The organism is Streptomyces adustus (genome assembly GCF_009377175.1).
Lineage (GTDB): Bacteria > Actinomycetota > Actinomycetes > Streptomycetales > Streptomycetaceae > Streptomyces > Streptomyces adustus.
Genome location: NZ_VJZD01000167.1, coordinates 1 through 21583, shown reverse-complemented (window position 1 = coordinate 21583; position 21583 = coordinate 1). Strand labels below are relative to the sequence as shown.

The window sequence follows — 21583 nt, the reverse complement described above, 5'->3', positions numbered from 1 at the left end:
GGCCCAGGGGGAGGGCGCGGCGAGGTGACGTACGGGCATCCATCCTGGCCCTGCTCAAGGACCGGCCCATGCACGGCTACGAGATGATCCAGGAGATCGCCGAGCGTAGCGGCGGGGCGTGGAAGCCCAGCCCCGGCTCGGTGTACCCGACCCTCCAGCTGCTGGAGGACGAAGGCCTGATCATCAGTGAGACCGAGGGCGGCAAGAAGCTGTTCGCGCTCACCGAGCAGGGCCGCACGGCCGCCGAGGAGGGCGCCGACGCGCCCTGGGAGGAGGCCTCGCGCGGCGTCGACTGGGAGGCTCTCAGCGAGATCCGCCAGGCCGGCTTCGGCCTGATGGAAGCCTTCGGGCAGGTCTGGAAGACCGGCAGCAAGGAGCAGCGCGAGAAGGCGCTCGCGGTGATCAACGACGCCCGCAAGAAGCTCTATCTGATCCTCGCCGACGAGCACTGACGGCGGTGCGGGCGGCAGGACGACGACCCGGACGCCCCGCGGACCGCTCCGCCGGGCGCCCGTGCGCGTGTGTCCTCAGCTCACCAGCCCGGTCAGCTTGCGCAACGACTCGTCGAGCGCCGCCGTCGCCGAGTCCTTGAGCTTGCCCGCCATCAGCGAGACGGCGGCACCCGTGAACTCGCCGTCCATGCGGAGTGTGGTGGCGTCGCCGTCGGGGGTGAGCGTGTAGCGCGTGGCGACCGTCACCGCCATCGGCCCCTTGCCGCGGATGGCGAGGACGCGGGTCGGTTCCAGTTCCTCGACGGTCCACTCGACCTCCGCGGGGAAGCCCATGAGCTTCATGTTCTCCTGGAACGTGGCGCCCACTTCGAGCGTCTCGGGCCCGCCCTTGGGGAAGCTCGTGTGGGTCGCGTTCCACTCGCCGTAGGCGGACCAGTCCGTGAGCTGGGCCCACACCTTCTCCGCGGAGGCCGGGATACGTGCCTCCGCGCTGACTTCGGCCATGCGACCACCTCTTCGTGTCGGGCTGTGGTGTCGCGGAACGTAGTCCCTGGGCTCCGAACATTCAATACTGATGAACCGTCAGGAAGTGTGGAGCCGGGCTCCGTCGGGCGAGTTCCGTCGGGCGGGTTCCCTCGGGCGGACGCGGCAAGGCGGCGCGCGCTCTGTGGGGCGAACGGCGTGATCTCATCCCTGGGGAGGAGATTCCGGCCCGCCTCGTCCACTCTGCGTGGGACGCGAAGATGCTTCGCGCCGGGGATGCCCGGATCCGCCGGGGCTGATGAGCTGGGACCTGTGCAACCCCGAATTCCCCGGCAGTCCACCGGCGACCAGGCCGTCCGCGTCGGCGACCGGGACGGCCGCGCCGGTGACGAGGCCGGGCTCGGTGCCGAGCTCGCGGCGGTGGTCGCCGGTGCCCGGCGCAGGGCCCTGCGGGGCGGGGACCGCCACATCGACACCGCCCATCTGCTGCACTCGGTGCTGGAGTGCGACCCCGAGGCGCGCGCCGTCTTCGGCGAGGGGCCGCGGCTCGCCCGGCTGCTCGCCTATCTCGTCCAGCGCAGCATCGGATACGGCCTGCGTTGGCAGGAGGGGGCCGAGGACTCCGGGCCGCCCCGGCCGGCGATGCCGCGGGCGGTGGTCGAGGGGCTCTCGCCGCTGGCCGCGGGCGCCATGGAGCACGCCTGGACCCGCGCCAGGACGCGCGGCGGCGAGCCGCCCCGCTGCGTCGACCTCCTCGCGGCGATCGTCGTCGACCCTCGGGCCCGGGCCGTGGAGGTGCTGGTCCGCGCCGGGCTCGACCCGCGCGAGATCACTGCCCGCATCGACGGCGGCCCGGAGAACCGCGGAGGCGCGACGCGTCACGGAGGTGCCGAGGAGGGCCGCTGACGGTGGGTGCCCACTCGGTGCGGGTGCGGGTGCGGGTGCGGGTGCGGGGTGCGAGGTGCCGGGCGCCGGGCGCGGGCCACGGTGCGCGTCCAGACGGTGAGACAGGTGTCATGGGGGGTGACGCTCATGTCGCCGCCTGTCATCATGTGCCGGTGCATATGACAGACAGCAGTCCGACCGGCCACGGCAAGGGCGCCGGGCTGGGGCTCGCGATCGCCTCGGCGCTGGCCTTCGGCGGATCCGGGGTCGCGGCCAAGCCGTTGATCGAGGCAGGCCTCGACCCGCTTCACGTGGTGTGGCTCAGGGTCGCCGGAGCGGCCCTGGTGATGGTGCCGCTGGCGGTGCGCCACCGCGCCCTGGTGCGCCGCCGCCCCGCGCTGCTCGCCGGGTTCGGGCTGCTCGCCGTGGCCGGCGTCCAGGCCTGCTACTTCGCCGCGCTCTCCCGGATACCCGTCGGGGTCGCGCTGCTGGTCGAGTACCTCGCGCCCGCCCTGGTGCTCGGCTGGGTACGGTTCGTGCAGCGGCGGCCGGTGACCCGCGCCGCAGCGGTCGGCGTGGTCCTCGCGGCCGGTGGCCTGGCCTGCGTCGTCGAGGTGTGGTCGGGGCTGAGCTTCGACGCGCTCGGACTGCTGCTCGCGCTCGGCGCCGCCTGCTGCCAGGTCGGCTACTTCGTCCTGGCCGACCAGGGCAGCGACTCCGCGGACGACGCCCCCGACCCGCTCGGCGTGATCGCCTACGGGCTCCTCGGCGGCGCCGCCGTGCTGACCGTGGTCGCCCGGCCCTGGACCATGGACTGGTCCGTGCTCACGCACACCGCGCGGATGGACGGCACCCCGGTCGCGGCCTGGGTGCTGCTGGCCTGGATCGTGCTCGTCGCCACGGTGGTCGCGTACATCACCGGAGTCCTGTCAGTGCGCCGTCTCTCCCCGCAGGTCGCCGGTGTGGTGGCCTGTCTGGAAGCCGTCATCGCGACCGTCCTGGCCTGGGTGCTGCTCGGTGAGCACCTCTCCGCCCCGCAACTGGCGGGCGGCGCGCTGGTCCTGGTGGGCGCGTTCATCGCGCAGTCGTCGACGCCCGCCAAGGGCGCGGCGGAGCCGGTGGCGGGCGGCCTGCCCGAACGCGAACTCGCTGTCCGCGAACCGGTGGCATGAGGTGCGGACCATGCCTTCGGACCCACTCGTCCTCCCGCCCCCGGCCGCCTGCTGAGCCGGGCCCACTGTCGTTGCGCGTCTGCGGAGAGAACGCATGTCCACAGCTGTTTCCGGTCTGCCCGTCGGGCGAGGCCTGCTCTACCTGATCGTCGCCGGTTTCGCCTGGGGCACGGCCGGCGCGGCCGCCTCACTGGTCTATCGCTCCAGTGACCTGGGCGCCGTTTCCCTGTCCTTCTGGCGCTGCGCCGCCGGGCTCGCCCTGCTGCTCGCCGCCCGTCGGCTGCGCCCGCGGCGGCCCGCCCGCACCGCCGCGGCCGCGGCCCTGCCACTGCGGCACAAGGCGCTGCGCGCCGGGGCCACCGGGCTGGGGCTCGCGGTCTTCCAGACCACGTACTTCGCGGCCGTCTCCGCGACCGGTCTCGCCGTCGCCACGGTCGTCACCCTGGGCGCCGGTCCGGTCCTCATCGCGCTCGGCGCGCGGCTGACCATGGGGGAGCGGCTCGGCCGCGCCGGACTCGCCGCCGTCGCGGGCGCGCTCGTCGGGCTCGCCGTGCTCGTGGCCTGGGGCGGCGACACGACCGTACGTCCGGCGGGTGTGCTCCTGGCGCTGGCCTCGGCCGCCGGCTACAGCACGATGACCCTGTGCACCCGCTGGTGGGGCCGCGACGGCGGAGTGGACGCCGCCGGTACGTCGATGGGCGCGTTCGCGGTGGCCGGCCTGTGCCTGCTGCCGTTCGCGCTGGCCCAGGGGCTGGTCCCGCACACCGCCGAACCGCTGCGGACCCTGTGGCTGGTGGCGTACATCGCGGCCGTCCCCACGGCCCTCGCGTACGCCCTGTACTTCGCGGGCGCGGCCGTCGTGCGCTCCGCGACGGTGTCCGTGATCATGCTCCTGGAGCCGGTCGGCGCGGCGGTCCTCGCCGTCGCCCTGCTCGGCGAACGCCTCACCCCCGCGACCGTGGTCGGCACCCTGCTGATGCTGGGCTCGGTCACCGGGCTGGCCCTGGCGGAGACCCGGGGCGCCACGGCGCCGGCCACGGCCTGAGGGGGCGCGCGACCGGCGCGCACGGTCACGGCCTGCGGGGTGCGCGACCGGCGCTGGGCGCAGGTCCTGTCGGGGCGGGCGGCCGCCCGTCGACAGGGCCCCTGTCAGTCCGTCCCTCTGCGCAGCAGGTGGGCGAGGGCCGCCGCGTCGCCGGGACCGTCGCGGTCCGCGAGCCGGGTCGCGATCCGCTCCCGGACCGCGCCGGTGTGCTTGCCCGCGTACTTGAACTTCGCCCGTACGCCCGTCACCTCCAGCCGGATCCCGCGGATACCGGGCAGCAGCCGGCCGTACGGCTCCGCGCCGACCGCCACCGGCGCGGAGCCGCCCTCGGGCTGGAAGTGGCCCATCTGCCGGGTCAGCAGGTCTGCCTTGTCGGCCGGATCGTCCACGACGTGGGCCGTGCAGCGGAGCTGGACGGCCGCGTAGAAGCTCGTCGGCGTGCCGTGCTCGGCGGGGCCGTCCGGCGCCGCCTGCCAGGGGCCGGGAACGAAGACGTAGTCGTCGACGACGCTCAGCACCACCTGGGGGTCCGTCTCCAGCGCCTCCCACAGCGGGTTGGGACGGGCCAGGTGGGTGACGGCCTCGCCGCGGCCGGGGTCGTAGGCGAAGTGCAGGGGCTGGACGTGCGGGGGCTCGCCGGGCAGACCGTTCACCACGAGCTGGCCGAAGTCGTGTGTCGCCAGCCAGCCCTGCCACTCGGCGTCGTCGCGCGGCTCGTCCCACGGGTGGACCAGCATCACAGCCCCGCGAGGTAGTCGGGGACCGCGGTGCCGGGGGCCAGGGCGGGATCGGCGAGCGGAGCGTCGTAGCCCTTGCGCAGCGGCACCACACCGGCCCAGTGCGGGAGGCCGAGGTCCTCGGGCTCGTCGTTCACCCCGCCGGTGCGCAGCTTGGCGGAGACCTCGTCGAGGTCCAGGCGGATCACGGCGGTGGCGGCCAGTTCCTTCTTGTTCGCGGGCCGGGAGTCGGCCGCGCGGCCCGCCACGACCTGGTCGACGAGGGCGTCCAGGGCCAGCCGCTTCTCCTCGGGGTCGGTCACGTCGTGGGCGGTGCCGTGCACCACCACCGAGCGGTAGTTGATCGAGTGGTGGAACGCCGAGCGGGCCAGGATCAGGGCGTCGACATGGGTGACCGTCAGGCAGACCGGCAGCCCCGGGTCGGCCTGCCCCGTCATCCGCAGCGGACGCGAGCCCGTGGAGCCGTGCACGTACAGCCGCTCGCCGACCCGCGCGTAGAGCGTGGGCAGCACCACCGGCGCGCCGTCGCGGACGAAGCCGAGGTGGCAGACGTAGCCCTCGTCGAGTATCGCGTGCACGACCTCCGGGTCGTACGAGGCCCGTTCCGCGGAGCGGGTGGGGACCGTGCGGTCGGTCGGCTGGTAGGCGGCTGGCCGCGACGGTGTCTGCCGGGTCCCCTGCATGGCGTTCTCCATTGCACTAGTGCATAATTGGCTTTGTGCTAGGAGAATATCCGATCCAAGGACGGCGTGCGGCGGAGATTTCGGCCAGCGTCGAGCGCGCGGTGAGCGACGGCGCGTTGCGCCCCGGTGAACTGTTGCCGCCCATGCGGGAGTTGGCGGAGAAGCTTGGGGTGAACCCGAACACCGTCGCGGCCGCCTACCGCACCCTGCGCGAGCGCGGGGTGATCGAGACCGCCGGGCGACGGGGCAGCCGGGTGCGGGCCAAACCGGCCACCACCGGACGGGAACAGATCCGGGTGGAGGTCCCGGAGGGCGTGCGCGACCTGGCCGACGGCAACCCGGACCCGGCGCTGCTGCCGCCGCTCGCCCCGGCGTTCGGCGCGGCCGCCGCGCAGGGCGACCGGGATCCGGTGCTGTACGGCTCGGATCCCGTGGAGCCCGGGCTGGCGCGGGCCGCGCGGGCCGATCTGGACGCCGACGGGGTGCCGGACGGCCCGGTCGCCGTCGCCTCCGGCTCGCTGGACGCGGTGGAGCGGGTGCTCGCCGCGCACCTCAAGCCCGGCGACACGGTCGCCGTCGAGGACCCGGGCTGGGGCAGCCTGCTCGACCTGGTGCCGGCCCTCGGCCTGCGGACGGCGGCCGTCGCCGTCGACGACGAGGGGCCGGTCCCGGACGCCGTGCGCCGGGCCCTGGACGCCGGGGCACGCGCCCTGATCGTCACGGACCGGGCGCAGAACCCCACGGGTGCCGCGGTGAGCGCCACCCGGGCGCGCGCCCTGCGGGCCGTGCTGCGCGAGTACCCCGACACCCTCCTGATCGAGGACGACCACGGGCACCGCATCGTCGACCTTCCCCTGCACCCGCTCGCCGGTACCACCCGCAACTGGGCCTTCGTCCGCTCGGTCGCCAAGGCCTACGGCCCCGACCTCAGGCTCGCGGTGCTCACCGGGGACGCCGTCACCCTCGACCGGGTCAGCGGACGGCAGCGGCTCGGTCCCGGCTGGGTCAGCCGGCTCGTCCAGCGGGCCGTGCTGCGGCTGTGGACCGACGGCGCGGTGGACGCGCCCGCGGTCGCGGCGGCGTACGGGCGGCGGCGGGACGCGCTGATCGGCGCGCTCGCCGACCGGGGGATCGAGGCGTACGGGCGCAGCGGGATGAACGTCTGGATCCCGGTTCCGGACGAGACCGGCGCGGTCGCCCGGCTGCTGCACGCCGGCTGGGCGGTCGCGCCCGGCGCCCGGTTCCGGCTGGGCGCGCCCCCCGGCATCCGGATCACCGTCTCGACCCTGGCCGCGCACGAGACCGGGCCGCTCGCGGACGCGGTCGCCGCGGCGGTGGGCCCGGCTCCGGCCCGCCACCATGTCTGAACACCCGCCGACGCGCGGGCGCCCGGTGTGACATCGGGGACCCGTGCGTCACGCCGGGCATCCACCCGAGGGCCCCGGCCCCCGTTCGCCGTCCCGAGGCTCCAGGCCCCGCGTCCCCCCGGCTCCCCGTCCGCCAGTCCGTGTCCCGCGCGTCCCCCGTTCTAGGACCGGCCGCGGGCCTGGGTCAGTGCCGCGCCTGCCAGGACGACGACCGCGCCGACCGGGGTGGTCCAGGCCAGCGGCTCGCCGAGGACCGCGACGCCCGCGGCCGTGGCGATGACCGGGATGAAGTACGTGACCATCTGGGCGGTGGTCGGCCCGACCTCGGCGACCAGGCCGTGCTGGACGAGGACCGCGAACCCGGTGCCGAACGCGCCCAGGGCGGCGATCGCCAGCAGGGGCAGCAGCGCGAAGTGTGTCGGCAGCGTGGTGAACAGTGGTGTGACGACGGCCAGTTGGACGGTGGCCAGCAGCAGCTGGGCGCCGGTCAGGGACAGGTGGGAGACACCCGAGCCGGCCAGCGTGCGACGGACGTGGATCCAGCCGACCGGGTAGCAGAGCGAGGCCAGCAGCGCCAGCGCGGTGCCCCTGGCGTCCAGGCCGTGGAAGCCCTGCCAGGCGCCGAGCACGGTCAGCACGCCGAGGAAGCCCAGGCCGAGCCCGGCGACCCGCAGCCGGGTCGGCCGGTCCTCGGAGAGCGCGACCAGGGACAGGGCCATGCCCCACAGCGGCGAGGTGGCGTTGCAGATGCCCGCCAGCGTGGACGGGATCGTCAGCTCCGCGTAGGCGAAGAGGGAGAAGGGCAGCGCGTTGAGCAGGAAGGCGGCGACCGCCAGATGTGCCCAGGTCCGCCGACCGCGCGGCAGTCGTTCGCCCTTGACGGCCATGGCCGCCGCGAGCACCACGGTGCCGAACACCAGCCGGCCGAGCGTGACCTGGAAGGGGGCGTACCCGTCGGTGCCCACCTTGATCAGCAGGAAGCTGAACCCCCAGATCAGGGAGAGGGCCGCGAAGCGCAGGCGCCAGTCCCGGACGCGGCGCGGACGGGGGGCGGGGGCGGTGGCTCGAAGGGGCTCACGGCTGACGGTGACGGTGCTCATGCAGGCAACGATGAGGGAGTCGACGTCGTAGCACAATCGAGAATTCGCAAGCGTTATCTCGTAGTATCGCTTACATGTTGAACCTGGAGCGGCTGCGCACGCTCGACGCCCTCGCCCGGCACGGCTCGGTCAGCGGCGCGGCCGAAGGGCTGCACATCACCACGTCCGCCGTCTCGCAGCAGCTGGCCAAGCTGGAGCGGGAGGTCGGACAGCGGCTGCTGGCCCGGCACGGCCGGGGCGTACGGCTGACGGACGCGGGCCGGCTGCTCGCCGAACACGCGGCCCGCATCCTGTCGCAGGTGCAGCTCGCCCAGTCCGACCTGGAGGCGCAGCGCGGACAGGTGGTGGGCGAACTCAGGCTGTCGGCCTTCCCGACCGCCGCACGCGGACTGTTCCCCACCGCGCTCTCCGCCCTGCGCGCCGAGCACCCGGCACTGCGGGTGCGCTCGTGCGAGCTGGAACCGGAGGCCGCGATCACCGCCGTGATGCGCGGCGACCTCGACCTCGCGGTGGTGCTCGACTGGTACAACAAGTCGATCCCGCTGCCCGAGGGACTGACCAAGGCGCCCATCCTCGACGACCCCGCGGACGTCGCCCTGCCGGCCGGCCATCCGCTCGCCGGACGGGACACGGTGGACCTCGCGGAGTTCGCCGAGGACGAGTGGATCACCTGGGGCGAGGGCGAGTTCTGCCACGAGTGGCTGATGTACACCCTGCGTTCGCAAGGTATCGAACCGACCGTCGGCCACCGGGCCGGCGAGACGCACACCCAGCTCGTCCTGGTCGCGGCCGGACTGGGCGTGTGCATCGCGCCCCTGCTCGGCCGCAGCCCGATGCCGCCCGGGGTCGTCACCGTCCCGCTCACCCAGCCGGTGAGCCGGCACGTCTACGCCGTCTGGCGCACGGACGCCGACCGCCGCCCGTCGATCCGGGCGGCGGTACGGGCGCTGCGAACGGCCGCGGAACAGGTCGGCTGAGCAAGCCGATCGAACGCGTCGGCCGAACACGTCGGCTGAGCAAGCCGATTGAACTCGTCGGCCGAACGCAGCGGCTGAGCAAGCCGATTGAGCGCATCGGGCCGAGCGCGCCGATCGAGCGCGCCGATCGAGCGCGTCGGCCGAGCGCGCCAGGCGAACGCGCCTACGCGCCACCGAGTTTGCGGAAGTCCCAGGACACGATCTTCTCGGGGGTCAGCCGCACCCAGGCGTGCCGGCCGTCGTGCGGCATCTCCTCCAGCCCGAAGTTCTTGCGGGCGAACAGCGTCTCGGGGACGTCGAGTTCGGCCCGCAGCTCCCCGGTGCGCGGGCTCTCGCCCACGAAGTCCACGGTCCCCGACAGCTCGACGCCGCGCAGCTCGTCGTACGCCTCGCCCGTGTCGACCACGATCGCCACCCGGGGATCGTGACGCAGATGGATCCAGCGCTTGCTGCGCACCACCGAGTACAGCCACATCGAGGTGCCGTCCCAGGCGAACCACAGCGTGCTGACGTGCGGTGCGCCGTCGGCCGACACAGTGGCGACCCGGCAGGTGCGCTGGGTCGTGAGGAACTCGTCCAGTTCCCCCGGTGTCATCATGATCTTGCGGCCCCGGCGCTGAGTGGCGGTCATGCGGCCCCCTCTTCTTGTCCCACGTCGTGCCAGAGGGCCGTCCTCCCCGAGCGGGGAGATCCTCTGACATCACGTCAGAAAAGAATGGAACGTCTTCCGTCGTCGCGCAATGGTGGCTAGTGTCACGCCCCGCCGGTCCGTGCCGGGGAAGAGAAAGGACGTGCCGTGCCGTCGTCAGAACAGCTCGTCCACCTCCTCGACCCGGTGAGCACGGTGCTGCTCACCGTGGAATGCCAGCAGGGCGTCGTGGGTCCCGACAGCGCGCTGCCCGAACTCGCCCGCGAGGCACGCTCGTCCGGTGCCCTCGCCAACGTCGCCCGGCTGGTCGCCGCCGCGCACAGCAGCGGGATCCAGGTGATCCACGCCCTCGCCGAACGCCGTCCGGACGGGCGCGGCGCCAACCGCAACGCCCGCCTCTTCCGTGCCGCCGAACGCCTGCCCGTCCAGCAGTTGACCGGCACCACGGCGGTGCGCGTGGCGCCGCCGATCGAGGTCGCGGAGTGCGACCTCGTCGTACGGCGCCTGCACGGGCTGTCGCCCCTCCAGGGCACCGATGTCGACCCGCTGCTGCGCAATCTCGGCTGCCGCACCCTGGTCGTCACCGGTGTCTCCGCCAACGTGGCGATCCCCAACGCCGTCTTCGACGCGGTCAACCGCGGCTACACCGCCGTCGTGCCGACGGACGCCATCGCGGGAGTGCCCGCCGCGTACACCCCCATGATGATCCGTCACACACTCGCCCTGGTGGCGACCCTGGTGACCACCGACGAGGTGCTCGGCGCCCTGCTGCGGCCGCGGTGGGCCGCACGCGGGTGACCGTGCTCAGGCCAGCTTGATCTCGTCACCGGACACGGTGATCTCCACGGCCGGCAGCGGCTGCGTCGCCGGGACCCGCTTCACACTGCCGTCCTCGATGGAGAACTCGCTGTGGTGGCACGGGCAGACGATCACGCCGTTCGCGACGCTGGTCACCGGACACCCCTTGTGCGTGCACTTCGTGGAGAACGCCTTGAACGTGCCCGCCGTCGGCTGGGTCACCACCACGCCCGGCTCCGTGAAGATCTTGCCGCCGCCCTCCGGGATGTCCGAGGTCTTCCCGATGACCGTGCCCGCGGCACCGGCACCGGAGGTGTCCTTGTCGCCCGAGTCCTGCGACCCGCACGCGGTCAGCGCGACGGCGATCCCTGCCGCTCCGACGGTCGCCACGACGGTGCGGCGACTGGGGCCGGTCAGGGGCTGAAGCGATTCGCTGGTCATGCTGACATTCCCTTCCCTGGATCTCACCTGATCTGCACTTCAGTACGGCCGGGGCGGACGCGCCGTTCATCCGGGCGGACCCGCTTTCCCCCGGACGCGCCGGACGCGGTGCCGGGCCGACGCCGCGACGGGCGGCCGCCGGGAGCGGTCGGCGTGGTCACGCCCCGGCACCCCAGTAACCTGGGGCGATGCTCAAGGAAGTCATCGCGACCCGCTACATCACGCCGCTGCGCGAGGGCGGCTCGCTGCCGGGACTCGTCGAGGCCGACGACCTCGGGACGTACGTCATGAAGTTCACCGGCGCGGGACAGGGCCGCAAGACGCTGGTCGCCGAGGTCGTGTGCGCGGAACTCGCCCGCCGGCTAGGCCTGCGTGTCCCCGGCCTGGTGACGCTCGAACTGGACCCGGTGCTCGGACTCGGCGAACCCGACCAGGAGGTGCAGGAGCTGCTCAAGTCCAGCGGCGGGACCAACCTCGGCATGGACTTCCTCTCCGGCGCCGTCGGCTTCGACCCGCTCGCCTTCCCGGTGAGCCCGGAGGAGGCCGGGCGGATCGTCTGGTTCGACGCGCTCGTCAACAACGTCGACCGCTCCTGGCGCAATCCCAACCTGCTGATGTGGCGGGGCGAACTGTGGCTCATCGACCATGGTGCCACCATGATCTGGCACCACAACTGGCGCGGCGCCGAAGCCTCCGCGGCCCGCCCGTACGACATCGGCGACCACGCGCTCAGGCCGTTCGGGCCGGATGTCGCCGCGGCCGCCGCCGAACTGGCGCCCCTGGTCACCGAGGAACTGCTCGCCGAGGTCACCGCCGCGATCCCGGACGTGTGGCTGACGGACGAGCCGGGCTTCGACACGCCGGAGGAGCTCCGGCGGGCCTACGCACGGCCCCTGCTCGCGCGCGCGGGCGCCATCCACGAACGCATCCAGGGGGGACAGTGAGCGAGCGGAACGTCTTCGAGTACGCGGTGCTGCGAGTGGTGCCCCGCGTGGAGCGCGGCGAGTGCATCAACGCCGGAGTCCTCGTCTACTGCCGGGCCGCATCCTTCGTAGGCGTGCGTACGCACCTCGACGAGCGCAGGCTGCTGGCACTGGACCCGGCCGTGGACGTCGACGCCGTACGGGCCGCGCTGCGCGCGGTCGAGGGCGTGTGTGCCGGAGGCACGGCGGCCGGGCAGGCCGCGGGCGACGACGCCGGCCGGCGCTTTCGCTGGCTGATCGCGCCGCGTTCCACGGTCGTCCAGCCGGGCCCCGTGCACACCGGTCTGACCGGCGATCCCGCGGCCGAGACAGAGCGGTTGCTGGAGCTGCTCGTCAGGTAATGGATCACACGCCCGCGGTGTGCCGTTGACACCGCGTGCCAGGGCTTCTAGCGTCACGTCTGCTGAAGGTACTAAGCGGTCGCTCACCTCAGGGGCGTACCGTGGGAGCCGCACTCAAGCGCGAGGAGAACCAGCAATGTCCACCACTGAGCAGCGGGTCGCCGTAGTCACCGGCGCGGCGCGCGGCATCGGCGCCGCCACCGCCGTACGGCTGGCCGCCGAAGGCCGCGCGGTCGCCGTGATCGACCTCGACGAGGCCGCCTGCAAGGACACCGTCGAGAAGATCACCGCGGCGGGCGGCAGGGCCGTGGCGATCGGCGCGGACGTCTCCGACGAGGCGCAGGTCGAGGCCGCGATCGCGCGTGTCGTGGAGGAGCTCGGCGCCCCGACCATCCTGGTCAACAACGCCGGTGTGCTCCGCGACAACCTGCTGTTCAAGATGACCGCCACCGACTGGGACACCGTCCTGAACGTGCACCTGCGCGGCTCGTTCCTGATGACCAAGGCGGTCCAGAAGCACATGGTGGACGCGGGCTTCGGCCGGGTCGTCAACCTCTCCTCGTCCTCCGCCCTCGGCAACCGCGGCCAGGCCAACTACTCCGCCGCCAAGGCCGGTCTCCAGGGCTTCACCAAGACCCTGGCCATCGAGCTCGGCAAGTTCGGCATCACCGCCAACGCCGTCGCCCCCGGCTTCATCGCCACCGAGATGACCAAGGCCACCGCGGACCGCGTCGGCATGGGCTTCGACGACTTCAAGGCCGCGGCCGCCACCCAGATCCCGGTGCAGCGCGTCGGCGAGCCCGAGGACATCGCCAACGCCATCGCCTTCTTCACGAACGAGGCCGCCGGCTTCGTCTCCGGCCAGGTGCTGTACGTGGCCGGCGGCCCGCTCGACTAAGGACCAGCGAACATGACTGAACTCTCCGGCAAGGTCGCCCTGGTCACGGGCGCCAGCCGCGGCATCGGCTACGGCGTCGCCGAGGCGCTGGTCGCCCGTGGCGACCGGGTCTGCATCACCGGCCGCAACGAGGAGGCCCTGAAGGAGGCCGTCGACGCGCTCGGCGCCGACCGGGTCATCGGCGTGGCGGGCAAGGCCCACGACGTGGAGCACCAGGCCGCCGCCGTCGAGCGCACCATGGAGGCCTTCGGCCGCGTCGACTTCCTGGTCAACAACGCCGGTACGAACCCGGTGTTCGGGCCGATCGCCGACCTCGACCTCGATGTCGCGCGCAAGGTGTTCGAGACCAACGTGATCTCGGCGCTCGGCTTCGCGCAGCGCACCTGGCACGCCTGGCAGAAGGACAACGGCGGCGCGATCGTCAACATCGCCTCCGTCGCGGGCCTTTCGGCCTCGCCCTTCATCGGCGCCTACGGCGTCAGCAAGGCCGCGATGATCAACCTGACCCAGCAGCTGGCGCACGAGTACGCGCCGAAGGTCCGGGTCAACGCCATCGCCCCGGCCGTGGTGAAGACCAAGTTCGCCCAGGCCCTGTACGAGGGCCGGGAGGCGGAGGCGGCCGCGTCCTACCCGCTCGGCCGGCTCGGCGTGCCCTCGGACATCGGTGGCACCGCCGCGTTCCTGACCTCGACGCAGTCCGACTGGATCACGGGCCAGACCCTCGTCGTCGACGGCGGCATCTTCCTCAACGCGGGCGTCGGCTGACCTGCGCGCATCCGGGACGGGCGCTGTTTCCTCCCCTGCGGATCCTGCCGGATCCATACGGGACTTGACGGAAACGGCGCCCGTTTCGTCGTACAGGAGACCTACAGGCCTTTGCCAACTCCGTTGAACACAGGTTGATCTCGGGCCCCGTAAGAAGCTGGTTCAACTCCCGTCACTCTGCGGTATGGTCTGCCGACCCTTGGTATGCCAGATCGAGGAGCGTGCGCGTGTTCAACCGGAAGCGAAGCCTGCGCCAGGTTGCGGCGATCGCATCCATATCCCTGGTGACTGGATGCAGCTACTTCTCGGCAACCGACTCCGCGGGGAAGGGCGCGATCGTGGTGGGGACGACCAGCGCCCCCAGCACACTGGATCCCGCCGCCTCCTGGGACGGCTCCTGGGAGCTGTTCCGCAACATCTACCAGACGCTGTTGGCGTATCCGAACGGCGCGACGACGCCCCAGCCGGACGCCGCCGAGAGCTGCGACTTCACCGATGACAGCAACACCAAGTACCGGTGCAAGCTGCGTGCGGACATGAAGTTCTCCGACGGTGACGTGCTCGACGCCGCCGCGGTCAAGTACTCCATCGACCGGATCAGGAAGATCAACGCGGCCAGCGGGCCGGCGGGACTGCTGGGCAGCCTGGACCGGGTGCAGGTGCTGGGCGACCGAGAGATCGTCTTCCACCTCAACCAGGCCGACGCGACCTTCCCGTTCGTCCTCGCCACCCCGGCCATGTCCATCGTCGACCCCGACGACTACCCGGCCGACTCCCTCCGCAAGGACGGCAAGGTCTACGGCTCCGGGCCCTACCGGCTCCAGTCCTACGACGAGGGCAAGAAGGCCGCCCTCGTCAGGAACGGGAACTACAAGGGCTTCGCCGACATCAAGAACGACGCGGTGACGATCCGCTACTTCCAGGACTCGGCCACCATGGTCAAGGCCCTGCGCGACCACGACATCGACGTGACCTACCGGGGTCTCGCCGCCGCCGACATCATCGGCCTGGAGCGCAAGGACGACGGGAGCGAGCTCCAGCTCGTCGAGGGCGCCGGCACCGACATCAGCTACCTGGTGTTCAACCCGAAGGACAAGTGGGCCGGCAAGCTCGCCGTGCGCAAGGCCATCGCCCAGGTCGTCGACCGCTCGGCGATCGCCCACAAGATCTACAAGGACACCGTGGACCCGCTGTACTCCATGGTCCCCAAGGGTCTGACCGGGCACACCACCGGCTTCTTCGACGACTTCGGCGACCCGAGCACCGCCAAGGCCCGGGCACTGCTGACCCGCGCGGGCATCACCACGCCCGTCCCCCTCACCCTCTGGTACACCACCGACCGCTACGGCTCCGAGACGGCCCTTCAGTTCCGTGAGCTCAAGCGCCAGTTGGAGACCACGGGCCTGTTCACCGTGACGCTCAAGAGCCGGCCCTGGAAGACGTACGTCGAGGGCTACCAGAAGGGCGAGTACCCGGTGTTCGGGCGCGGCTGGTTCCCCGACTTCCCCGACGCGGACAACTTCATCGCGCCCTTCGTGGGCAAGCAGAACGCCCTCGGCACGCCCTACCCGGAGCCGAAGATCGCCGATGCGCTGGCCCACTCCCGCCGGCAGAGCGACCGCGGCGCCGTGATCAAGGACTTCGAGGACGCCCAGCAGGTCCTCGTCGACGACGCCCGGCTGCTGCCGCTGTGGCAGGGCAAGCAGTACGTGGCCGAGAGCGTGGACATCTCCGGCGGGGAGCGTTCGCTGGACCCCTCGACGATCATGATGATGTGGGAACTGTCCCGCAAGACCAGCTGGTAGAGCCGTTCGCCGGTCCGATTGTCAGTGGACGCCTGTAGGTTCTGAAGCCTGCAAGCGACCGTACGACATAAGGACATCGACGTGACCGACACCGCCATGCTGCCCGAGTCCTGGCGCGGCGTCCTGGGCGACGAACTCCAGCAGCCCTACTTCAAGGAGCTGACGGAGTTCGTCGAGGACGAGCGGGCGAAGGGGCCCGTCTACCCTCCGCGCGAGGAGGTGTTCGCCGCGCTCGACGCCACGCCGTACGACCGGGTCAAGGTGCTGATCCTCGGCCAGGATCCGTACCACGGCGAGGGCCAGGGCCACGGCCTGTGCTTCTCGGTCCGCCCCGGGGTGAAGGTCCCGCCGTCCCTGCGCAACATCTACAAGGAGATGCACGAGGAACTGGGCGCGCCCGTCCCGGACAACGGCTATCTGATGCCGTGGGCCCAGCAGGGCGTGCTGCTGCTCAACGCGGTGCTCACCGTCCGTTCCGGCGAGGCGAACTCGCACAAGGGCAAGGGCTGGGAGAAGTTCACGGACGCGGTGATCCGCGCCGTGGCCGACCGGCCCGACCCGGCGGTCTTCGTCCTGTGGGGCAACTACGCCCAGAAGAAGCTCCCGCTGATCGACGAGACCCGGCACGTGGTGGTCAAGGGCGCTCACCCCTCGCCGCTGTCGGCCAAGAAGTTCTTCGGCTCCCGTCCGTTCACGCAGATCAACGAGGCCGTGGCGGCGCAGGGGCACGAGCCCATCGACTGGACCGTGCCGAACCTGGGCTGATCCGCCGCCGGGCCGGTCCCTTCACCGGCCGGCCCGGTGCCGCCTGCCCCGGATCACCGGTCCCTGCGGTTAGCGTCGGTCGAGGACCGGCAGCGACCGGTGGGGACGCCGACGAGCACGCGGAGGACGCGGTGACGGAGCGACAGGGGCAGACGGCATCCGATGCCGTGCTGACGCGGATCGGGCAGGTCGTGATGCTGCATCACGCGGGCGACCGAGAGGAGGCCCGCAGCCGGTTGCTGGAGCTGTGGACGGAGATCGGCGAACACGGCGCCCCGCTGCACCGCTGCACCCTGGCCCACTACCTCGCCGACACCCAGGACGACCCCGATGCGGAACTCGCCTGGGACCTGCGCGCGTTGACCGCAGCGGAGGAACTCACGGACGGGCGATGCGCGGGACACGACCAGGTGGCCGCCGTGCGGGCGCTGTATCCGTCACTGCACCTGAACCTCGCGGCGGACTATGCGAAGCTCGGCCGCAGCGAGGCCGCCCGCAGCCATGTCCGCCGGGCCCGCGGGGCCGCCGGGGCCCTGGGCGACGACAGCTACGGGGACGGGATCCGGGCGGCGATCAGCCGGCTGGAACTGAGACTGGGGGAGGGGGACGGCTCCGGCGAGGGGACCTGGGGCCCGCCCCGACAGCGCCCCTGAGAAGCCCGGGGGCCTCGCCGTGCCCGGGGCGCCGTCGCCGTACTCGGAGCGGCGCGTCGATGCCTCAACGCCCGTATGTCTGCTCGCAGATCGCCGACTCCGGGCTGCCCGCCCGCCAGCCCCCGTACGTCCTGCCGAGGGCGCACAGGTCCGGGTTGCCGCGCACCGTCCCCGACACGTCCGGGATCTCGATCCGCGGCTGGTGAGGCCGGCGGGACTGCGGACGCGGCGGCCGGGGCACGGCGTCCGGCTGCGCCCGCCGGGCCGGTGCGAGGCTACGCGGAGCCGCCTGCCGTGGCGCCGGGGCCGACGACTGCGACCGTTGCCGCGGCCCTACGCGCTCCAGCGCCTCCCGGGCCGGCGCCTGCACCACCTGGGACTGCGGGTCGCCGTCCGCCCGGGACTCGGGTGTGGACGCGGGCGCCGCCGCCGAAGGGCCGGCCGCGGGCGGACGCTGGACCGTCACACAGCCGGTGAGCCCCGACACGGCCACGGTGACCAGGAGCGTCGCGAGGGTCGTCGTTCGATGCACCCGCGCAACTCTGCTGGCTCGGGCTCCGTCAGGCACGGCGGACGACCGGAGGTTGCCCCGCACGGGTGATCCCGCACCCCCTACGAGGGGTTCGGACCCGCCCGGGCTGACGTCAGTCGCCCGTGACGCCGTCGATGCGCTCACGGATCAGATCGGCGTGACCGTTGTGACGCGCGTACTCCTCGATCATGTGCGTGTAGATCCAGCGGAGGCTGAACGGCTCGCCGCTGTGCCTGCTGCGCCCCGCGGAGAGCTCGTCGAGACCGAAGCCGGCCGCGTTGCGCCGGGCGATCCCGATCTCGGTCTGCCAGCCGTCGTGGGCGTCCTGCCAGGTGTCCGCCTCGGTGAGATGGAACTCGCCGTCCGGATCCTCCTTGCTGTAATGGATCGGCCCGGGGTCGTCGCCCGTCAGCACCCGGCGGAACCAGTTGCGTTCCACCTCGGCCATGTGCCGCACGAGACCCATCAGGGACAGCTCGGACGGCGGCACGGAGGCGGTCCTGAGCTGCTCGTCGGTCAGGTCCTGGCACTTCACGGCGAGCGTCTGCCGGTGGTAGTCCAGCCAGCCCTCCAGCATCGTGCGTTCGTCGGCGTTCTGGGCCGGTTCCCTGCGCTCGGTCGTCATGCCCTCATGCTGGCCCGACCCGTCCCGGTCCACCAGGGGTTTTCGGCCGGGCCCTGCGTATGCTGCCGTGCAGGCAGGCGCGGACAAGCAGACAAGGAGCCCTCGTGAAGGTCGGCTGCATCGGACTCGGTGACATCGCGCAGAAGGCGTATCTGCCGGTGCTCGGGGTCCAGCCCGGGATCGAACTGCACCTCCAGACCCGGACCCCCGCCACCCTCGACCGGGTCGCCGACAGCCTGCGGGTGCCCGGCCCCCAGCGCCACCGGGACCTCGACTCCCTGCTCGCCCAGGGCCTCGACGCCGCGTTCGTGCACGCGCCCACCACCGCGCACCCCGAGATCGTCACCCGGCTGCTCGAAGCGGGCGTACCGACCTACGTCGACAAGCCGCTCGCCTACGAACTCGCCGACTCCGAGCGGCTCGTGGCGCTCGCCGAGCAGCACGGGGTGTCACTCGCCGTCGGCTTCAACCGGCGCCACGCCCCGGGCTACACCCAGTGCGCGGAGCACCCGCGTGAGCTCATCCTGATGCAGAAGAACCGCATCGGGCTGCCGGAGAAGCCCCGCACGATGATCCTCGACGACTTCATCCACGTCGTGGACACCCTGCGCTTCCTGGTGCCGGGCACGGTAGACGACGTGAGCGTCCGGGCCCGTGTGCGCGACGGCCTGCTGCACCACGTCGTGCTCCAGCTCGCCGGGGACGGCTTCACCGCGCTGGGCGTGATGAACCGGCTCAGCGGCTCCGCCGAGGAGATCCTGGAGGTCTCCGGCCAGGACTCCAAGCGACAGGTGATCAATCTCGCCGAGACCGTCGACCACCGGGGCCAGCCCACCCTGCGCCGCCGCGGCGACTGGGTTCCGGTGGCCCGGCAGCGTGGCATCGAGCAGGCCGTGCTGGCCTTTCTCGACGCGGTACGGGCGGGCAGGGTGCTCAGTGCCCGGGATGCGCTGGCGACTCATGAACTGTGCGAGCGCGTGGTGCGTGCGGTACTGGAGAGCCCCGGCGCAGCCTGACCGCCCGCGCGCCCTCGGTCAGGCACAGCGCCGCCAGCACCAGCAGCGACACCTGGGCCGGCCAGTCGCCGAACCGGACGTACGGGGTGACGCCGGTAGCCAGCGGCACCTCGTACACGCGTGTCGCGCTCGCGTCCGTCCCCAGCCATGGACCGATCCGTTCCCCGCTCGGCCCGTACACGGCGGAGACCCCGGTCAGCGTGGCGTGCACCATCGGCCGGCCGGTCTCCGCCGCGCGCAGCGCCGCCAGCGAGGCGTGCTGTTCGGGAGCCCAGCTCCGCTGGAACGTCGACGTCGAGGACTGGCCGACCAGGACGTCGGCGCCGTCCTCGGCGAGATGCCGGGTCATATCGGGGAACGCGGTCTCGAAGCAGACCAGCGGGCCGATGCGCAGCCCGTGCCCGGCGTTCATCACCACCTGCTCGGTGCCGCGCCTGCGGTCCTCGCCGGCCGCCCTGCCGACCGAGGTCGCCCAGCCCAGCACGGAGCGGGCCGGGATGTACTCGCCGAAGGGGACGAGTCGCATCTTGTCGTAGCGTTCGCCGGTCGGGCCGTGCGGGCCCACGAGGATCGAGCTCTTGTAGATGCCGGGCCGGTCGGAGCGGCGCGCGTCCACGTTGACCAGGACGTCCGCGCCGGTCTCCCGGGAGAGCGCGGCGATCCGCCGGGCCAGGTCGGGGCGGTGGCCGAGGTCGAAGCCGACGCTGCTCTCGCCCCAGACGATCAGATCGACGTCCTGGCCCGCCAGTTCACGCGTCAGCTGCTCCTCCCGGGCGAAGCGGCGGTCGCCGCTGTCGGGGCCGCCGACCACCCCGGGCTGGACGACGGCGATCCGCACCCGGGAGTCCGTCTCGGGGCGCGGTGACCACACCCAGGCGGCCGAGGCGGTCGCGGCCGTCGCGACGAGACCGGCCACGGCCGGTATTCGGGCCCGCGGGACCGCGGCGAGGACGGCGAACGCGATGTTCACGGCCACCACCAGGAAGCTGAGCAGCCACACCCCGCCGACCGACGCCAGCCGCAGGGCCGCCGTCACCTGCCACTGGCTGGCGCCGAGCATGCCCCACGGCCCGCCCAGCCCCTGCCAGGAGCGCACCAGCTCGATCGCCAGCCAGCCCGAGGGCAGCACCACCAGGGCGGCCAGGACCCGGCCGCCCGAGGGCGCCTCGGCCAGGAACCGCCGCACCAGCCAGGCCCACGGCGCCCACAGCGCACCCAGCAGCACGGCGAGGACCAGCAGGAACACATGCAGGTTCGGCAGCAGCCAGTGGTGCATGGCCAGCATGAACCCGAAACCGCCGCACCAGCCGTCGTACGCCGCGCGCCGCCCGCTCGGCGCGTCCCGCGCCAGCAGGATCCACGGGACCAAGGCGACGTAGGCGAACCACCAGAGGGAGGGGGCGGGGAACGCGAGCACGGGCAGGGCCCCGGCGAGCGCCGAGAGCGTCCCACGGCGCCACGGGGAGACGAGCCACCGCTCGGGCGTCCTCATCGTCGGCCTCGCCGTCCGGCTGCGGGGGTCGGCAGCGCTTCGGGCAGCTCGGGGCCGGTGTCGACACCCGGCGGCCGGGGCGTTGGGCTGGGCTCGGGCTGTGACAACAGGCTCACTCCCGCTCCGTCTCCGGGGACGGTTCCAGTGTGCGCGCCGGGGAGGGGAGAGCGACAGGGTGCCTCGGCTCAGCCGGCGTGGTCACGGTCGGCGGGGTCGGTCGGCCGGCCAGGGAGGCGGCGCCACTTCTCCTCCACGACCACCTCGCGCAGCCGCCAGCCGTCGTACGTCCGCAGCAGCCCGAAGGCGTAGCGGCCGCCGCACACGAAGTCCGGTGCTCCGGCGTCGCCGCCGGGACCGGCGAAGCGCATGGGGTTGACGTAGTCGGCCTGGACACGGGCGGTGTCCCCGGTGTCCTGCTCCAGGATCCCGAAGCTCACCCGGCGGTTGACGATCAGATGCTGCCGCATGGCGAACAGCCGCATGCTGTCGGCGAGCCAGCCGGCCACCGTCCGGGCGTCGCCCTCGATCCCGCCGGCCGAGCGGTAGTCGGCGCGTCCGTCGGGGGTGAACAGTGCCCGGTAGGCCGCCCAGTCGCCGTCGTCCACCGCCACCGCGTAGTCGGTGACCAGTCCGTCCACCGCCAGCCGGTCCATCACGGTCGCGAGCTCCACACGCTGCGTCATCGGCTCAGTGTTGGGCATGGCACGAGCCGCGCCAAGGGGCGTGCGGTGACATTCGGTGCCGCACGCGCGGGCGGGAGCCCGGCGTGATCGTCGGGCAGCGGTCACGCGGAGGGAATTCACGCGCCGGATCGGATGGGAACAGGCATCCTGTGCGGCGTGACGACGACGGATGACGAAGCGACGCGCTCGGCCGGGGCGACGGGCTCGGCCGGGGCGGGCGGCGCCGAGTACGGGGA

25 protein-coding genes are annotated in these 21583 nt (G+C 72.6%); 15 read left to right on the top strand and 10 right to left on the bottom strand.

Features of this window, described 5'->3' with window-relative positions:
* Nucleotides 1-452: PadR family transcriptional regulator (locus tag FNH09_RS31495; protein WP_152893310.1), on the top strand; the 452-nt coding region annotated here is incomplete at its 5' end.
* A 75-nt stretch (nt 453-527) separates the two neighbouring features.
* Here FNH09_RS31495 and FNH09_RS31490 read toward each other — a convergent pair.
* Entirely contained in the window at nt 528-956 is a 429-nt protein-coding gene (locus FNH09_RS31490) for a type II toxin-antitoxin system Rv0910 family toxin (protein WP_152893309.1), read from the bottom strand.
* 291 nt (nt 957-1247) lie between these two features.
* On the opposite strand from FNH09_RS31490, the gene FNH09_RS31485 reads away from it, so the two are divergent.
* The 3 genes from FNH09_RS31485 to FNH09_RS31475 all read left to right on the top strand — a co-directional run bounded on the left by FNH09_RS31485 (nt 1248) and on the right by FNH09_RS31475 (nt 4037).
* The gene (locus FNH09_RS31485) at nt 1248-1841 is read left to right on the top strand and encodes a peptidase (RefSeq protein WP_162469371.1); all 594 of its coding nucleotides are present in this window, start codon (nt 1248-1250) and stop codon (nt 1839-1841) included.
* 146 nt (nt 1842-1987) lie between these two features.
* Complete coding sequence (locus FNH09_RS31480) at nt 1988-2992, top strand: EamA family transporter (RefSeq protein ID WP_162469372.1); 1005 nt, start codon at nt 1988-1990, stop codon at nt 2990-2992.
* Nucleotides 2993-3086: 94 nt separating this feature from the next.
* Nucleotides 3087-4037 carry a DMT family transporter gene (locus FNH09_RS31475; protein WP_152893306.1) on the top strand — a complete coding sequence of 317 codons (951 nt, stop codon included), beginning with the start codon at nt 3087-3089 and terminating at the stop codon, nt 4035-4037.
* A 104-nt stretch (nt 4038-4141) separates the two neighbouring features.
* Here FNH09_RS31475 and FNH09_RS31470 read toward each other — a convergent pair whose 3' ends face one another.
* Entirely contained in the window at nt 4142-4774 is a 633-nt protein-coding gene (locus FNH09_RS31470) for an FMN-binding negative transcriptional regulator (protein WP_152893305.1), read from the bottom strand.
* Complete coding sequence (locus FNH09_RS31465; RefSeq protein WP_152893317.1) at nt 4774-5457, bottom strand: pyridoxamine 5'-phosphate oxidase family protein; 684 nt, start codon at nt 5455-5457, stop codon at nt 4774-4776. Before FNH09_RS31465 ends, FNH09_RS31470 begins: the two co-directional genes overlap by 1 nt.
* 35 nt (nt 5458-5492) lie before the next feature.
* On the opposite strand from FNH09_RS31465, the gene FNH09_RS31460 reads away from it, so the two are divergent.
* Nucleotides 5493-6824, top strand: coding sequence for an aminotransferase class I/II-fold pyridoxal phosphate-dependent enzyme (locus tag FNH09_RS31460; protein WP_162469370.1), 1332 nt, complete (start codon nt 5493-5495; stop codon nt 6822-6824).
* 161 nt (nt 6825-6985) lie between these two features.
* Here FNH09_RS31460 and FNH09_RS31455 read toward each other — a convergent pair whose 3' ends face one another.
* Entirely contained in the window at nt 6986-7924 is a 939-nt protein-coding gene (locus FNH09_RS31455) for a DMT family transporter (protein WP_202919785.1), read from the bottom strand.
* Between the two features lie 74 nt (nt 7925-7998).
* On the opposite strand from FNH09_RS31455, the gene FNH09_RS31450 reads away from it, so the two are divergent.
* Nucleotides 7999-8901: a LysR family transcriptional regulator gene (locus FNH09_RS31450; RefSeq protein ID WP_152893303.1), complete on the top strand. Its 903-nt coding sequence runs from the start codon at nt 7999-8001 to the stop codon at nt 8899-8901.
* A gap of 163 nt (nt 8902-9064) precedes the next feature.
* On the opposite strand, the gene FNH09_RS31445 is transcribed toward FNH09_RS31450, so the two are convergent.
* Nucleotides 9065-9532: a pyridoxamine 5'-phosphate oxidase family protein gene (locus tag FNH09_RS31445; protein WP_152893302.1), complete on the bottom strand. Its 468-nt coding sequence runs from the start codon at nt 9530-9532 to the stop codon at nt 9065-9067.
* Nucleotides 9533-9697: 165 nt separating this feature from the next.
* On the opposite strand from FNH09_RS31445, the gene FNH09_RS31440 reads away from it, so the two are divergent.
* Entirely contained in the window at nt 9698-10348 is a 651-nt protein-coding gene (locus tag FNH09_RS31440) for an isochorismatase family protein (protein WP_162469369.1), read from the top strand.
* 6 nt (nt 10349-10354) lie between these two features.
* Here FNH09_RS31440 and FNH09_RS31435 read toward each other — a convergent pair whose 3' ends face one another.
* Nucleotides 10355-10789, bottom strand: coding sequence for a Rieske (2Fe-2S) protein (locus FNH09_RS31435; RefSeq protein ID WP_152893301.1), 435 nt, complete (start codon nt 10787-10789; stop codon nt 10355-10357).
* 188 nt (nt 10790-10977) lie between these two features.
* Between FNH09_RS31435 and FNH09_RS31430 the strand changes: the two genes are divergently transcribed.
* From FNH09_RS31430 to FNH09_RS31400, 7 genes are all read left to right on the top strand, one after another.
* Nucleotides 10978-11733: a HipA family kinase gene (locus tag FNH09_RS31430; RefSeq protein WP_152893300.1), complete on the top strand. Its 756-nt coding sequence runs from the start codon at nt 10978-10980 to the stop codon at nt 11731-11733.
* A complete protein-coding gene (locus tag FNH09_RS31425; protein ID WP_162469368.1) occupies nt 11730-12113 on the top strand; it encodes a DUF3037 domain-containing protein in 384 nt (127 codons plus the stop codon). Before FNH09_RS31430 ends, FNH09_RS31425 begins: the two co-directional genes overlap by 4 nt.
* A gap of 136 nt (nt 12114-12249) precedes the next feature.
* The gene (fabG, locus tag FNH09_RS31420; protein WP_152893299.1) at nt 12250-13011 is read left to right on the top strand and encodes a 3-oxoacyl-ACP reductase FabG; all 762 of its coding nucleotides are present in this window, start codon (nt 12250-12252) and stop codon (nt 13009-13011) included.
* Nucleotides 13012-13023: 12 nt separating this feature from the next.
* Nucleotides 13024-13776 (top strand): SDR family oxidoreductase, encoded by a 753-nt coding sequence (locus FNH09_RS31415; RefSeq protein WP_152893298.1) that lies wholly within the window; start codon nt 13024-13026, stop codon nt 13774-13776.
* A 227-nt stretch (nt 13777-14003) separates the two neighbouring features.
* Nucleotides 14004-15581, top strand: coding sequence for an ABC transporter substrate-binding protein (locus tag FNH09_RS31410; protein WP_162469367.1), 1578 nt, complete (start codon nt 14004-14006; stop codon nt 15579-15581).
* Nucleotides 15582-15662: 81 nt separating this feature from the next.
* Complete coding sequence (gene ung, locus FNH09_RS31405; protein ID WP_162469366.1) at nt 15663-16346, top strand: uracil-DNA glycosylase; 684 nt, start codon at nt 15663-15665, stop codon at nt 16344-16346.
* Nucleotides 16347-16477: 131 nt separating this feature from the next.
* Nucleotides 16478-16999 carry a hypothetical protein gene (locus tag FNH09_RS31400; protein ID WP_162469365.1) on the top strand — a complete coding sequence of 174 codons (522 nt, stop codon included), beginning with the start codon at nt 16478-16480 and terminating at the stop codon, nt 16997-16999.
* Nucleotides 17000-17063: 64 nt separating this feature from the next.
* On the opposite strand, the gene FNH09_RS31395 is transcribed toward FNH09_RS31400, so the two are convergent.
* Together FNH09_RS31395 and FNH09_RS31390 are read right to left on the bottom strand one after the other, a co-directional pair.
* Nucleotides 17064-17531: a hypothetical protein gene (locus FNH09_RS31395; protein WP_162469364.1), complete on the bottom strand. Its 468-nt coding sequence runs from the start codon at nt 17529-17531 to the stop codon at nt 17064-17066.
* Between the two features lie 112 nt (nt 17532-17643).
* Entirely contained in the window at nt 17644-18156 is a 513-nt protein-coding gene (locus FNH09_RS31390) for a DinB family protein (RefSeq protein WP_152893296.1), read from the bottom strand.
* Between the two features lie 104 nt (nt 18157-18260).
* On the opposite strand from FNH09_RS31390, the gene FNH09_RS31385 reads away from it, so the two are divergent.
* Nucleotides 18261-19172: a Gfo/Idh/MocA family oxidoreductase gene (locus FNH09_RS31385; RefSeq protein ID WP_162469363.1), complete on the top strand. Its 912-nt coding sequence runs from the start codon at nt 18261-18263 to the stop codon at nt 19170-19172.
* Here FNH09_RS31385 and lnt read toward each other — a convergent pair.
* Nucleotides 19090-20664, bottom strand: a complete 1575-nt coding sequence (lnt, locus tag FNH09_RS31380) for an apolipoprotein N-acyltransferase (RefSeq protein WP_152893294.1) — start codon at nt 20662-20664, stop codon at nt 19090-19092. The genes FNH09_RS31385 and lnt overlap by 83 nt on opposite strands.
* Nucleotides 20665-20849: 185 nt before the next feature.
* Nucleotides 20850-21347 carry a nuclear transport factor 2 family protein gene (locus FNH09_RS31375; protein ID WP_152893293.1) on the bottom strand — a complete coding sequence of 166 codons (498 nt, stop codon included), beginning with the start codon at nt 21345-21347 and terminating at the stop codon, nt 20850-20852.
* Nucleotides 21348-21583 lie beyond the last annotated feature (236 nt).

Excerpts from the sequence above, each read along its gene's own strand:
- fabG (WP_152893299.1), top strand. The coding sequence starts at position 12,250 with ATGTCCACCACTGAGCAGCGGGTCGCCGTAGTCACCGGCGCGGCGCGC.
- FNH09_RS31475 (WP_152893306.1), top strand. The coding sequence starts at position 3,087 with ATGTCCACAGCTGTTTCCGGTCTGCCCGTCGGGCGAGGCCTGCTCTAC.
- FNH09_RS31465 (WP_152893317.1), bottom strand. The coding sequence starts at position 5,457 with ATGCAGGGGACCCGGCAGACACCGTCGCGGCCAGCCGCCTACCAGCCG.
- FNH09_RS31415 (WP_152893298.1), top strand. The coding sequence starts at position 13,024 with ATGACTGAACTCTCCGGCAAGGTCGCCCTGGTCACGGGCGCCAGCCGC.
- lnt (WP_152893294.1), bottom strand. The coding sequence starts at position 20,664 with ATGAGGACGCCCGAGCGGTGGCTCGTCTCCCCGTGGCGCCGTGGGACG.
- FNH09_RS31430 (WP_152893300.1), top strand. The coding sequence starts at position 10,978 with ATGCTCAAGGAAGTCATCGCGACCCGCTACATCACGCCGCTGCGCGAG.
- FNH09_RS31390 (WP_152893296.1), bottom strand. The coding sequence starts at position 18,156 with ATGACGACCGAGCGCAGGGAACCGGCCCAGAACGCCGACGAACGCACG.
- FNH09_RS31445 (WP_152893302.1), bottom strand. The coding sequence starts at position 9,532 with ATGACCGCCACTCAGCGCCGGGGCCGCAAGATCATGATGACACCGGGG.
- FNH09_RS31375 (WP_152893293.1), bottom strand. The coding sequence starts at position 21,347 with ATGACGCAGCGTGTGGAGCTCGCGACCGTGATGGACCGGCTGGCGGTG.
- FNH09_RS31435 (WP_152893301.1), bottom strand. The coding sequence starts at position 10,789 with ATGACCAGCGAATCGCTTCAGCCCCTGACCGGCCCCAGTCGCCGCACC.
- FNH09_RS31450 (WP_152893303.1), top strand. The coding sequence starts at position 7,999 with ATGTTGAACCTGGAGCGGCTGCGCACGCTCGACGCCCTCGCCCGGCAC.
- FNH09_RS31490 (WP_152893309.1), bottom strand. The coding sequence starts at position 956 with ATGGCCGAAGTCAGCGCGGAGGCACGTATCCCGGCCTCCGCGGAGAAG.
- FNH09_RS31470 (WP_152893305.1), bottom strand. The coding sequence starts at position 4,774 with ATGCTGGTCCACCCGTGGGACGAGCCGCGCGACGACGCCGAGTGGCAG.
- FNH09_RS31455 (WP_202919785.1), bottom strand. The coding sequence starts at position 7,924 with ATGAGCACCGTCACCGTCAGCCGTGAGCCCCTTCGAGCCACCGCCCCC.